Annotated in this window: 10 protein-coding genes; 5 read left to right on the forward strand and 5 right to left on the reverse strand. The window is 63.1% G+C overall.

Annotated elements, in window-relative coordinates:
- The first annotated feature begins 49 nt into the window (after positions 1-49).
- Positions 50-535: a Dps family protein gene (locus HH213_RS03400; protein ID WP_371868288.1), complete on the forward strand. Its 486-nt coding sequence runs from the start codon at positions 50-52 to the stop codon at positions 533-535.
- Positions 536-583: 48 nt separating this feature from the next.
- Here HH213_RS03400 and HH213_RS03405 read toward each other — a convergent pair whose 3' ends face one another.
- Positions 584-2,335 carry a methyl-accepting chemotaxis protein gene (locus tag HH213_RS03405; protein ID WP_169110767.1) on the reverse strand — a complete coding sequence of 584 codons (1,752 nt, stop codon included), beginning with the start codon at positions 2,333-2,335 and terminating at the stop codon, positions 584-586.
- A gap of 280 nt (positions 2,336-2,615) precedes the next feature.
- Here HH213_RS03405 and HH213_RS03410 point away from each other — a divergent pair, with 280 nt between their 5' ends.
- The gene (locus HH213_RS03410) at positions 2,616-3,860 is read left to right on the forward strand and encodes an MFS transporter (protein WP_169110769.1); all 1,245 of its coding nucleotides are present in this window, start codon (positions 2,616-2,618) and stop codon (positions 3,858-3,860) included.
- On the opposite strand, the gene HH213_RS03415 is transcribed toward HH213_RS03410, so the two are convergent.
- Positions 3,861-4,514 (reverse strand): hydrolase, encoded by a 654-nt coding sequence (locus HH213_RS03415; protein WP_110844578.1) that lies wholly within the window; start codon positions 4,512-4,514, stop codon positions 3,861-3,863. It abuts the gene before it with no gap.
- Between the two features lie 221 nt (positions 4,515-4,735).
- Here HH213_RS03415 and HH213_RS03420 point away from each other — a divergent pair, with 221 nt between their 5' ends.
- Complete coding sequence (locus tag HH213_RS03420; RefSeq protein ID WP_169110782.1) at positions 4,736-6,364, forward strand: diguanylate cyclase domain-containing protein; 1,629 nt, start codon at positions 4,736-4,738, stop codon at positions 6,362-6,364.
- On the opposite strand, the gene HH213_RS03425 is transcribed toward HH213_RS03420, so the two are convergent.
- Positions 6,361-7,368, reverse strand: a complete 1,008-nt coding sequence (locus HH213_RS03425) for a glycoside hydrolase family 53 protein (protein ID WP_169110784.1) — start codon at positions 7,366-7,368, stop codon at positions 6,361-6,363. The two genes, HH213_RS03420 and HH213_RS03425, sit on opposite strands and share 4 nt — an antisense overlap.
- A gap of 112 nt (positions 7,369-7,480) precedes the next feature.
- On the opposite strand from HH213_RS03425, the gene HH213_RS03430 reads away from it, so the two are divergent.
- Positions 7,481-8,353: an ion transporter gene (locus HH213_RS03430; RefSeq protein WP_169110786.1), complete on the forward strand. Its 873-nt coding sequence runs from the start codon at positions 7,481-7,483 to the stop codon at positions 8,351-8,353.
- Here the strand turns inward: HH213_RS03430 and HH213_RS03435 are convergent.
- A complete protein-coding gene (locus HH213_RS03435) occupies positions 8,317-9,345 on the reverse strand; it encodes a zinc-binding dehydrogenase (protein WP_169110789.1) in 1,029 nt (342 codons plus the stop codon). The genes HH213_RS03430 and HH213_RS03435 overlap by 37 nt on opposite strands.
- 114 nt (positions 9,346-9,459) lie before the next feature.
- Here HH213_RS03435 and HH213_RS03440 point away from each other — a divergent pair, with 114 nt between their 5' ends.
- Positions 9,460-10,335 (forward strand): LysR family transcriptional regulator, encoded by an 876-nt coding sequence (locus HH213_RS03440; RefSeq protein ID WP_169110791.1) that lies wholly within the window; start codon positions 9,460-9,462, stop codon positions 10,333-10,335.
- 54 nt (positions 10,336-10,389) lie between these two features.
- Here HH213_RS03440 and HH213_RS03445 read toward each other — a convergent pair whose 3' ends face one another.
- Positions 10,390-13,149 (reverse strand): TonB-dependent receptor, encoded by a 2,760-nt coding sequence (locus HH213_RS03445; RefSeq protein WP_169110793.1) that lies wholly within the window; start codon positions 13,147-13,149, stop codon positions 10,390-10,392.
- Positions 13,150-13,212: the final 63 nt, after the last annotated feature.

Consider the following 13,212-nt stretch of genomic DNA (forward strand, 5'->3'; position numbering starts at 1 on the left):
GCCGTCATGGCGCTACAATGGATGAGTTAACGACTAATCAAGGAGCTCCATGATGGCGAAAGCAATGAAGATCGATATCGGCCTGTCCGATAAAAGCCGTGCGAAAATCGCGGCTGGCCTGTCCGGCCTGCTGGCCGACAGCTACACGCTGTACCTGATGACCCACAACTTCCACTGGAACGTCAAAGGTCCGATGTTCAACTCGCTGCACCAGATGTTCATGACGCAGTACACCGAACAATGGGCGGCGCTGGACCAGATCGCCGAGCGCATCCGTGCGCTGGGCTACCCGGCGCCGGGCACCTACGCCCAGTTCGCCAAGCTGGCCACCATCAAGGAAGTCGACGGTGTGCCGGTCGCGCTGGACATGGTGCGTCACTTGGTCGAAGCGCAGGAAGCCACCGCCCGCACCGCGCGCAAGCTGCTGCCGGTGGTCGACGAGTGCGACGACCAGCCGACCGCCGACCTGCTGACCCAGCGTCTGGACGTGCACGAGAAAACCGCGTGGATGTTGCGCAGCCTGCTGGAAGAATAAACCTTTCGTACCTTAGCAAAAGGGGCCGCATGCGGCCCCTTTTTTCATTTAGAACTCTTCCCACTCCTGGCTGTTATCGGCCGGCGCCTTGCGCGGCGCCGACGACGCTGGCGCGGCTGCCTTGGCCGCCGCCTTGGCTACCGGCTTGCTCGCCAGTTTTAGCGCCGGTTTGCGTGGCGCCGCAGCGGCCGGGGCCGCCGCCGTTGCCCGCGCCGCCGGCCGGGCAGTCGAGATCTTGCGGGCTGCGATATTGCCGCCTTCCACCTGGAACACCGCCACCATCTCGGCCAGCTTGACGGCCTGCTCCTGCATCGCTTGCGATGCCGCCGCCGCCTGTTCCACCAGCGCCGCATTCTGCTGCGTCACGGTATCCATCTCGGCCACTGCCGTATTGATCTGTTCGATGCCGATTTCCTGCTCGCGGCCTGCCGAGCTGATCTCGCTGATGATGTCGGTCACGCGCTTGACGCTGGTGACGATCTCTTCCATCGTGGTGCCGGCCTCGTTGACCAGCGCACTGCCGCTGCCGACCTTCTCCACCGAATCGGTAATCAGCGCCTTGATGTCCTTGGCGGCAGCGGCCGAGCGTTGCGCCAGATTGCGCACCTCGGTGGCGACCACCGCGAAGCCACGGCCTTGCTCACCGGCACGGGCCGCTTCCACGGCCGCATTCAGCGCCAGGATGTTGGTCTGGAAGGCGATGCCGTCGATGACGCCGATGATGTCGGCGATCTTGTCGGACGATTCGGTAATCGAGCCCATGGTGCCGATCACGCGGCTGACCAGCTCGCCACCCTTGATGGCAATGTCGGACGCCGACGACGCCAGCGTATTGGCCTGGCGCGCATTATCGGAATTCTGGCGTACGGTCGAGGTCAGCTCTTCCAGCGACGACGCCGTCTCTTCCAGGCTGGCGGCCTGCTGCTCGGTGCGGCGCGACAGGTCGAGGTTGCCGGCGGCGATTTCGCTGGACGCGGTGGCGATCGCATCGCTGCCTTCGCGCACGCTGCGCACGGTGTCGGCCAGCCGCTCCTGCATCGCGCCCAGGCCTTCCATCATCGCCCCCATCTCATCCTTGCGGCCATGCTCGATGCGATTGGCCAAGTTGCCGTCCGCCATCGCGTTGAACAGCGTCAGCGCCTGGTTCAGCGGCCCCATGACCGCGCGCAGCAGCAGCAAGCCGGAGAACGCCGCCAGCGCGATGCCGATCACGATGGCGACAATCGCCAGCGTCAGGTTGCGCTGGTAGGCGGCCTGGCTGGCTTCATACTGATCGGTAGTCGACTTCAGCTGGTAGGTGGTGAGCTTTTCCGAGCTGTCCGTGTACAGGCGGAACAGACGCGTGACCTCGCTCAGCATCATGCGGTCGATCTCGGGCTTGTTCTTGTCGGTGATGGCCTTGATGGCAACCAGAATACCCTGCTTGATCAGCGCCTCGCGCTGCGCCGCGACCTGGTCGGCCAGCGCCTTTTCGCCCTCGCCGAATGGCAGCGAATAGTAAGTCTTCCACAGCTTGTCGCTGTTGTCGATGAAGTCCTGGGTGCGCTTGAGCGTCTCCGGCACGTTGGCCGCGTCCGGCGCCATGGCGATGCGGTCCAGCGACAGGCGCGCGCGGTCGATCTGGATCTGCGCTTCATAAATTGCCTTCATCGACACCATCGCATTGCTGTTGACATCTTTCAGCACATCGTTGGATGTATGCAACGCCTGGATGCCGCGCACGCCGATGAAAATAATGAGAAGTCCCAGCAAGGCCATGGTGCCGATCAGCCGGGTACGAATAGTCAGGTTAGCAAACATAATATTTTTCCAATCGAAAGAAAATCGATAGCTGTCCTATGAGGACATTGAGATCGCTAAATGAATTCGGACACGGCGGGGATGGGGCCGTAATAATAATGACGCACGCCCGGCAGGGGGTGGCATGGCGGCGGAGAATCGAGTGCAATCAGCTTAGCGGAATACTTTCCATATAACAAGTGATATCCATGGCGATCCTTTGGGGCGTGCCGGCCTCGTTACGTGACCATAGGCAATGAAATATACTGGCGCCTGTTTTTGGCTGATCAAGGTACAGGGCATGGAAACAAAACGCGCGGCGCTGGAGCGGCCATGGCTAATCGTGGTGCTGCTGGCGCTGGGGCAGATGATTTCCTTTGTCGACCGCACCAGCCTGTCGTCGGCACTGGCCGACCACGGGTTCATCAGTGAATTCGGACTGACCAGTGTCGAGCGCGGCTGGCTCAGTTCAGCCTTTTTCTGGTCGTATGGACTAGTGCAGCTGCCGATGGGCTGGGTCGTCGACCGCTACGGCGTCAAGTGGCCATACGCCATCTGCCTGGCCGTGTGGTGCATGACGGCGGCGGCCACCGGCCTGGTCGGCACACTGTGGGCGCTGATTCTGATGCGGCTGCTGATCGGCGCAGCCGAAGGCGTGGTGGTGCCGGCCACCTACCGCTACCTCGCCAACCACTTTGCCGAGCGTCAGCGCGGCACGGCGCTGGGCATCTTCTCGGTCGGCGGCAAGATGGGGCCGGCGCTGGGTGCGCCAATCGCCGCCTGGCTGATTGTGCATCACTCGTGGCAGCTGATGTTCATCGCCACCGGCCTGACTGGACTGCTGTGGCTGTGGCCGTGGCTGACGCAGGTGAAGAATGATTTTCCGTCGCCGCAAGAACTGGCGGTACGGGTGGAGCAAGCGGCGTCGGTGCCGCTGCGTAATCTGCTGGCCAGCCCGGTGATCTGGGGCGGCATGCTGAACAACTTCTGCTACGCCTACTTCTACATTTATTGCATGACGTGGATGCCGGCCTATTTGGTCGAGCAGCGCGGATTGACGCTGCAAAAATCCGGGCTCTACACCTTCTTCAGCTTTGCCGGCATCGCCGTGGTGGCGGCGCTGGCCGGCTGGAGCGCCGACCGCCTGATCGCGCGCGGTCACGACGCCGTACGGGTGCGCAAATGCTTCATCGTCGCCGGCTTCATCGGCGCCACTACCGTGCTGCTGGGCGCGTATGCCGACACGCTGCGCATGGCGCTGTTCTGGAATGTGGTGTCACTCTCGCTGCTGGGGCTGGTGACCGCCAACCACCTGGCGCTCAGCAAGCTGACACTGATCCCGCTGCCGGCGGTCGGCCTCAACACGGGCTTGCTGCAAGTCGCCACCAGCCTGGCGGGCGGCGTCTCGGCCAGCCTTTCCGGCTGGCTGCTGCACACCAGCGGCAGTTACACGCTATCGATGCAAGCCATCTTCCTGTTCCTGCTGCTGGGCGCCACCAGCACGCTGGTGCTATTTCGCCGCCAGTGGGCGCCCAAGATCCGCTGATTAGTGACCTTCAGCCGCGTTGAACATGGTTTTGGCGTAGATCAGGCCCAGGCCGTAGCCGCCGCCGTGGGCGATCGAGGTCGCTACGGTTTCGTTGTAGGTCTCGCCACGGGCCCAGTCGCGTTGCAGTTCCAGCAGGTATTGCAGCGAGGTCATCGGACGGGCGCCGGCCTGGATCATGCGGGCCACGGCGCGTTCATGCGCTTCGTCGGAGACGTCACCGCTGGCGTCGGTGATGACGTAGACTTCAAAGCCTTGGTCGAGTGCCGACAGCGCTGGGCCGACGATGCAGACCGAAGTCCACAGACCGGCCAGCACGATTTTGTCCTTGCCGATGGCGTTCACGCGCTCGGCGATGCGCGGGTCTTCCCAGGTATTCATGGTGGTGCGGTCAATCGCCACTTCGTCCGGGAACACGTCCTTGATTTCGTTGAAGATCGGGCCGGAGAACGATTTTTCCGCCACCGTGGTCAGGATGGTCGGCACCTTGAATTCCTTGGCCGCTTTCGACACCAGCGCCACGTTGTTGCGCAGCTGGACCGGGTCAATCGACTTGGTGGCAAACGACATCTGCGACTGGTGATCGATCAGGATCAGGGCGTGGTTAGTTGGGCTCAGCAGAGTTTGACCTGGTTTGGCGATGGCGGTTGGCATAATGTATTCTCCTAAAATTCAAAAATTTCGATATGGTGTTTAGCGCTGCGTTTTGCTGTGTGCCTTGCTGATGGAATGAATTATGCGGCAGCCATTCACAATCAGAAAGCGGAAAAGTTACCGCTCTATTATCGAAATTTTCGAAAGCCATCCGAACGCGGCCTTTCAGGCGACGGGGCTATACTGGGCTCCCTATTGCGCGGTGCAGGTCAGGAGCCCCGATGCGGCCGCTTTTCAGCTTCTTCCTCAGCTTTAAGTTCAAGATCAGCGCGCTGATCATTGCGCTGCTGCTGTTCGCCGGCATCGGCGCCGGCGGCATTTCGCTGTTGATTGCCGAATCCGAACTGCGCCAGATCCTCGCCCGCCAGGAACTGTCGCTGCTGACCGGCGCCGCAGCCTTCATCGACAACGACCTGCAAAACAAGCGCCAGTTGCTGAAAGCGCTGGGCGAGGAGATCAACGACCGCGGCCTGCCGCTGGCCGAGCTGCAGACCATGCTGGAGGCGCACGAAACGCTGCGCGACACTTTTTTCAACGTCAACGCTTTCGACCTGTCGGGCAACCTGGTCGCCAGCCTGCGCGACCGCAACGCCAGGCGCATCAATATCGCCGAACGCAAATATTTCCAGGACACGCTGCGCCTGCAGGAAGGCGTGATCTCGCCGCCGATCAAAAGCGCACTGTCTGGCCAGCCGGTGGTGGTGATTACCCAACCGTTGCGCGATGCCGATGGCAAGCTGATCGGCATCGTGCTAGGCGCCATCGACCTGCTACGGCCATCGTTCTCGGCCCAGCTGGATGCGCTGCGCTCGGGCGCCGATGGCTACCTGTTCATCGTCGCCGGCGACGGCGTCACCGTGCACCATCCGGACAAGGCGCGCATCCTGGAAAAGGCCGACGACGCCCCCGGCACCCTGCTGGACGCCGCGCTGCGCACGCCGGAAGGCTGGGAAGACGGCCTGCTCGACGACGGCGTGCCGGTGCTGCTGGTGCACAGGCACCTGCGCGAAGTGGACTGGACCATCGCCCTCTCCTACCCGCTGCGCAGCGCGTTTGCCTCGATGCAAAGCGTGCGGCTGCGGGCGCTGCTGGGTGCGGCCGTCCTGACCGCTTGCGCCGGCCTGTTCGGCTGGGCCATCACCAAGAAGCTGCTGCGTCCGTTGACCAAGCTGCATGAACATGTGGAAAACATCAGTGCCGGCCGCGCCGATATCGTCGTGTTCGATGTCGCGCGGCGCGACGAGTTCGGCGACCTGAGCCGCGCCTTCTATGGTCTGTCGCAGCGCCGCGAGCAGGCGGAGCAGGAACTGCACCACCTGGCCACCACCGACGTCCTGACCGGCCTCAACAACCGCCGCATGTTCGACGCCTTTCTGCCGCAAGCCCTGGCGCGCGCGGCCCGCTCCGGCCAGCCGGTGGCCTTGGCCATCCTGGACGTCGACCACTTCAAGGACATCAACGACACGCTGGGCCACGCCGCCGGCGATCAGGTGTTGGTGGAATTTGCACGCCGGCTGTCGGCGGCCGTGCGCGCCAGCGACACCGTGGCGCGGCTGGCCGGCGATGAATTCGTCATCGTGTTCGAGCAGCTGTCGTGCCCCGCCGAGATGGACGTGCTGGGCAAGCGCATCCTGGAAGCCATGCACGCGCCGTTTGCGCTGGGCAGCGTGCAGCGCGTGGTACAGGCCAGCATCGGCATCGCCGTCACCCACAGCGCCGGCGTCGATGTGGAGGAACTGATGCGCGCCGCCGACCAGGCCTTGTACGGCGTCAAGACCGCCGGCCGCAACAGCTTCGCCATCAATGCCGTCGGCGCCGAACGCGTGGCGCTGGTAAGCGGCCGTGGTTAGTCGGCGCGGAAGGCTTCCATCGCCTTGGTTGGTCGGCCGTCGGCGCCCCATGCGCTCAGCTCGTAGTGGCTCCAGCTGCGCGCGCCTTGCGGTTCCCAGTAGATCACGCCCAGGCCCTTGTGGTCAGGCACCGCTTTCACCTTGCGCTGCACGGCCACCAGCATGTCGTAGGTATTTTGCGGCTGCGTGTCTTCGCCGCCGACTTCCACCACCATCACTTCCTTGCCGTAGCGCGCCGCCATGTCGTTCATGTTGGCGGCCAGGTCGTTGATCGAGGCGGTGTAGTCGGGCCGGCCGTCCAGCCAGTACGGGTAATAAGACATGCCGATCACGTCATACTTGGCGCCGTTGGCCCTGGCGTTGTCGAACCAAGTGCGGAAGCGCTGGCTGTCGTTGCCGCGATCCAGATGCAGCACCACCTTGGACGTGGGGCTGACGGCCTTGATGGCGTCATAGCCCTGGTTGATCAGCTGCGCCAGTTGCGGCCAGTTGTCGGTGTGACCTTCCGGATAGATCATGCCGGTCGGCGTTTCATTGCCCACCTGTACCCACTCGGGCGTGACACCGGCCTGCTTCAGCGCGCTCATCACCTCATGCGTGTAACCATAGACATCCTTCAGCAGTTGCGGGAAATCGTGACCGATCCACGCGGCCGGCTTGCGCTGCTGCTGCGGATCGGCCCAGCTGTCGCTGTAGTGGAAATTGATCATCACGCGCATGCCCATCTTCTGCGCGCGCACCGCCATGGCGACGGTTTCGTCCTTGCTGTTGTGGCCGCTGGCGCGGTCGCTGGACGGGTTGACCCAGGTCCGCAGGCGGATGGTGTTGATGCCGTCCTCCTTGAGTATCTGCAACAGGTCTTCCTGCTTGCCCTGGCGGTTGTAGAATTTGTAGCCGGTGGCTTCCATCTGCGGCAGCCAGCCGACATCGGCGCCTTTGACGAATGGTTCGGCGTGGGCGGTGATGGCAGCAGCCATCATGAATGCGATCAGGATGTTTTTCATGCGCGTATGCTAGCCCAAAGGCAGAGCGCGCAGGCATGCGGAAAATGGCAGAATCCATGCCCTTTCGATATGGACGCGCCGCCATGGCGTTTGCCGGTAAGATAGAAACACCATGACCACCCAAGACTCCGCCACCGTCCTCACCTCCGATCCCCACCAGCGCCTCGGCAAGCCGGCCGGCGGCTGGCGTGCCGCGCTGTACGCCATCATCTTCGAATCCGACACGCCGAAAGGCCGCGCTTTCGACCTGGCGCTGATCGGCGCCATCCTGCTCAGTGTGCTGGTGGTGGTGCTCACCAGCGTCAAGCCGATCGCCGACAAATATGGCGACTGGCTGCATGCCGGCGAATGGTTCTTCACCGCGCTGTTCACCATCGAATATGCCGCGCGCTGCCTGTGCGTGCAGCGGCCGGTGCTGTACGCGCGCAGCTTTTTCGGCGTGATCGACCTGATGTCCATCCTGCCCGCCTACATCTCGCTGTTTGTGCCGGCCGCGCACGTCGTGTCGGGCGTGCGCATTCTGCGGCTGCTGCGCATTTTCCGCATCCTCAAGCTGACCTTGTACATCCAGGAATACAGCATGCTGGGCGACGCGCTGCTAGCCAGCCGCCGCAAGATCTTCGTGTTTTTGTCGGTGGTATTTCTGGTCGTGTTCTTGCTGGGGAGCGTGATGTACGTGGTCGAAGGTCCGGAAAACGGCTACACCAGCATCCCCACCGCCGTCTACTGGGCCATCTCGACCATGACCACGGTCGGCTTTGGCGACCTGGTGCCCAAGACCGACATCGGCCGCACCATCGCCTCATTCATGATGCTGCTGGGCTGGGGCATCCTGGCCGTGCCGACCGGTATCATCAGCTCCGAGATCACCCACCAGCGCGGCCAGCGGCTGCTCTCGATGCGCGTCTGCCCCAACTGCCACAGCACCGGCCATGAGCCGGAAGCACGCTACTGCAAAGATTGCGGCACGGCGCTGCCCTCCTGAGCCGTCAGGATCGCTTTGCGGCCGTCGGGCGAGGCATAGGCCATGGCCGCGTCGATCTGCTGGTAGCTGAATTGCTGTCCCTGCCAGGTGGCGAACATCGGATCGGCAATCAGCGGCTCCAGTGCCTTCAGCGCCGCCACCAGCCGCGCCGGCTGCTTGACGGTGGCGCTTTCAAAATTGCTGAAACGGCGGATCGTAAGATTCTTCATCATCAACAGCGTGGTGTGGATGGCGGCAGGCGCCGCGCCGCCCAGGAAGCCGTAGCAATAGATGGTGCTATTCGCCGGCAGGGCCGGTGCGATCTGGCCCATCAACTCGCCGCCGACGCCGTCGAACACCGCCGTCGCCCGCAGCGCCGCAGCCAGCAAGGCCAGTTGCCCGGCATAACCTTCGCTGGTGACGATGACGTGCTCGACGCCCAGCGCGCGCAGTGTTTCGGCAGCGGCCTCGCTGCGCACCAGAAAAATTGCCGGCATTTGCCGGGCACGCGCCAGCGCCGCCATGGCATGGCCGGTAGCCGAATTGCCTGCCGTGACGATCACGCCCTGATGTCCGGCTTCGGCGACTTCCTCAAGAAATGCGTAGGCGGTGATGACGTTGACCAGCGAGCCGCAGTAGTCCCTGGCGTTCACCTGCTCCGGCAAGATCAGGCAACTGGTGTAAGGAATAACTGCTGTCTCGCACCACAAGCCGACGCTATCAGGGCTGCGCGTCAGCGAGCGGTAGATCGCCACCTGCTTGCCGGCGTATTCGGCTGGCACGCCGTCGCCCAGTGCGACCACCCTGCCCGCGCCAGACGCACCCCACACGTCGTGGCGCGACGCCGGAATCTGCGGGCCGGCCGCTGCTGGCATTTTCAGGAAGGCCTTGTCGCCATGGTTGATGGCAGAGGCTTCCATCGCCACCAGCACATGGCCGGCCGCCGGTTGCTGCGGGGCCGGAAGGTCGCGCACTTCAAGCTCGCGGTTGACGGTGACACAAATCGCTTTCATTGCTGCACTCCGTTGAATGATCCAGACAGCATCATAGGAAACCTGATCGATTGACGAAACGCCGGCCGGCGACATACCATCGATTCCACTTTGGAATTGATTGGAGCAGAAAAGATGGATCGTCTGGATGCCATGCGCCTGTTTGTGCGGCTGGTGGAATGCGGCAGTTTTTCCGCCGTCGGCCGCGAGGAAGGCATTGGGCAGCCGGCGGTCAGCAAGCAGATCGCCGCACTGGAGCGGCATCTGGGCGCGCAGCTGGTGCTGCGCAATTCGCGCAATGTCGTCATCACCGATGCCGGCCAGGCCTTCTATGAATCGGCCAAGCAGCTGATCGATGACTTTGACGCGGTGGAATCGTCCGTGGGAGACCGCCAGCAATCGCCTCACGGCCTGGTCAGGGTCAGTACCGCACCCGGCCACGGGCGGCTGTGCGTGACGCCGTTGCTGGCCGAATTCTTCCGCCGCTATCCGCAGGTGTCGGTGGAAATATCGGTATCCGAACGGCCGGTCGATCTGGTGGCGGAAGGGATCGACATCGCCATCCGCCATGGCCGCCTGCTGGACTCCTCACTCACTGCGCAACAATGGTCGGAGACGGATTTTGTGCTGGCCGCCAGCCCGGCGTATCTGGCGGCGCATGGCACGCCGTCGAATCTGTCCGACCTCGATCATCACACCTGCATCGTCTTCGCGCGCGGGCGCGAGCGTTACCCATGGCGCTTCCACAGGGGCCAGCAGGCCGTGTCCTACATGCCGCGCGGCTCGCTCTTGACCGGCGATGCCGAACACGTGCGCGCCGCCGTGCTGTGCGGCCTGGGCGTGGCGCAGGCGCCGCGCTGGCTACTGGAAGACGAGATCCGCAGCGGCCAGGTCAGCGTGCTGCTGCCGGCCTTACAGCCGGAGCGGCTGCCGCTCAACATCGTCTACGCAGCCGGGCGCCGCGTGCCGATGCGGGTGCGCGTGCTGATCGACTATCTGCTGGCCCAATGAAAAAAGCCCCCAGCATTGCTGCCGAGGGCTTCCGATTCTACAGACTGCTACAGCTTAGAACTTGTAGCTAGCCGACACGTAGCCAGTGGCGCCGTGTGCATCGTAGTAGGTTGGATCGTAGCCAGCCTGGAAGTAGTTACCCAGGCCGATGATCTCAGGTGGCTGACGGTTGAACAGGTTCTTCACGCCAACACGTACGGTCAGGTTTTTCACGCCGGTGTACGACACTTGCGAATCCCAGGTCGAGAACGCGCCAACACGTACTGGCGTCACCGATTTTTCCAGGTCTTCATCCGCGCGGGTTGCGTCGTGGTAGCCCGACTGGAAGTTCTGGGTCAGGTTGACGCCCCAGTTCTGGTATTTCCAGTCAAACGCCAGCTGATGCTTCCAGCGCAGGATGATGCCGCCGTTGCCGACCGCGTTCAGCGGCGAGCCGGTTTCATCAACGGTGCGCGCCACGCTCTGCTGCACGGTACCGTCCGGCAGGGTCATGTCGTACTTGGTGACGTAGGTGCCGTTCAGGCGGGTGGCGAAGGTGCCGTAGTTGGCAGTCTTGGCGATGGTCCAGCGGGCATCCAGATCGATACCGGCGGTTTTCAGGCCGCCAGCGTTCAGGTTGGTGCTGGTGATCTGGGTGATGTTGCCGGCCGAGTCACGCTGCACCAGCGCGCCGTAGGCAGGAACATCTTCGTGGTCGACGATGAACTCAGGAGTCAGCGACGTCACCAGGTTGTTGACGTTGATTTTCCAGTAGTCGATGGCGATCGAAGCGCCTGGCACCGGATCAATCACGAAGCCGACCGAAGTCTGTTCCGATTTCTCTGGTTTCAGGTTTGGATTGCCACCGGCCAGCACGTTGAACTGACCGAAGGTATTGGTCTTCGGATCGGTGAAGCTGGCGCTGGTGCCCAGGGTTTGCGGGTTGTTCAGCTCAGGCAGCGCCGCTTCGCGGAAGCCGCGGCCGTAGGAAGCGCGCACCAGCACTTGTTGCAGCGGCTGGTAGCGGAAGCTGACCTTCGGATTGGTCGCGGTCGCGTTTGGATAGCGGTCGGTACGCACGGCCAGATCGGCTTCCAGGTTTTTCAGGATCGGTGCGTTCAGCTCGGCGAAGATCGCCGACGAGTTACGCGATGCCGACAGCGGCAGCGTCTGGCCGCCGTAGCCCGAGATGTCGCCCGACTGGTACGCCGCCGACGGGTTCAGGTCCAGCTTCTCGTCGGTCATCGACGCGCCCACTGCGAACTTGGCCATACCGGCCGGCAGCTGGTACAGGTCGCCCGAGATGCGCGCGTTCAGCGAGTCATTGCTCAGGGTCGAGTTGATCATGTTGCCAACGTAGTTGGTGGCGTAGATCTGCTGGGCCAGCGCTGGCGACTGGGTCGCTGCGAACGGGTTGAAGGCGTTGTTGTTGCTCAGCAGTTTGACCAGCGCCAGCTGCGACTGGTAGCCGGAGATGGTGTCTTCGCTGACATTGCTGGAGTTGTGGGTGTAGGCCACATCGTAGTCGTAACCCTTGACGGTGCCGCGGAAGCCCATCACCAGATGGCTCATCTTGGCGTGGTCGTCGTGCGAACGACCGCCGCCGTCAAACGCGCGGTAGCTGACGGTCACCGGCTGGCCATTGACCGTTGGGTAGTTGGCGGCCAGGTAGGATGCTGGATAGTACGGGCTGCTTGGCGACAGAATGATGGCCGGGTACACATTGGCGGTGGCGAATGCGTTGTCGGTCGACAGGAACGAGGCGCTGTACGGCGACGACTGTTCGTTGGTAGTGGTTTTCTGTTCCGAGTGGAAGCCTTCGATGAAGAATTCATTCTGCTCGTTCAGCTTGAAGCGGAAGTTGGCCGAGACGTTGGCGCGGGTCACGTCCGGGAACAGCGGCACGGCGCCGGCCGAGTTGAAGCGGCACGAACCGGTGTTGGCGTCGAACTGGCTGCCGTTGGTGGTGCAATCGCCGCCATTCAGCGGGTTGCCCAGGCCGGAGCCCAGCGAGGCCAGCGAATTCGGGATCACGCCGTTGGCGTTTGGCGTGGTGGTCGGGTTGAAGGTGCTCAGGTTGCCGCTTGGGGTCGCCGAAGCGTCACGCAGGCCGTTGTTGTTCCACGATTCGCGGGCGTAGCCGCGCTGGCTGCCGTAGATCGCTTGTTCCTTGCCAACGTCAGCCGACACGGTGAAGTTGTAGCGGTCTTCGTCGTAGTCGCCGAAGCCGGCCAGGATCGAGGCTTTGGTGTTGCGGCCGCCGCCGTCCTTGGTGCCGCTGCCGTAGCCGGTCACTTCCACGCCGTTGTAGTTGTTGCGCAGGATGAAGTTGATCACACCGCCGATGGCGTCGGAACCGTACACTCCGGAGGCGCCGTCCTTCAGGATTTCCACGTGGTCCACCGCGGCCAGCGGGATCGAATTGATGTCGACCGAGGTACCGTCGGTGGCGAAGTTGGCCAGGCGGCGGCCGTTGACCAGCACCAGGGTTTTGTTCGAGCCGAGGCCGCGCAGCGAGGCGGCAGCCAGACCGTAGGTCGAGGCGCCGGCGCCCTGGGCGCTCACGGTGCCGCCGACGGCGGTATTGGCGGTGATGCTGGCCAGCAGTGCTTCGGTGCTGGTGGCGCCGGTCTTGGCGATGTCTTCACGGGAGACGGTCTGCACCGGCAGCGCGCCTTCAACTTGCGCGCGTTTGATGGACGAACCGGTGATTTCCACGCGGGCGATCGGCGCTTCCGGCGCGGTTTGGGCATGGGCGCCGGCGATCGCGCCAAAGGCCACGGTGCCGGAGAACATCAGGCGCAGCGAGCGCGAGATAACAGTTTCTTTGGTCATTTAAATTCCCGATTTGTTGTGTGAGTCTTTGAGACTGCATGGGCGGGACCTTGAGGGGTAATC

The organism is Duganella dendranthematis, assembly GCF_012849375.1.
GTDB classification, from domain to species: Bacteria; Pseudomonadota; Gammaproteobacteria; order Burkholderiales; family Burkholderiaceae_D; genus Rugamonas; species Rugamonas dendranthematis.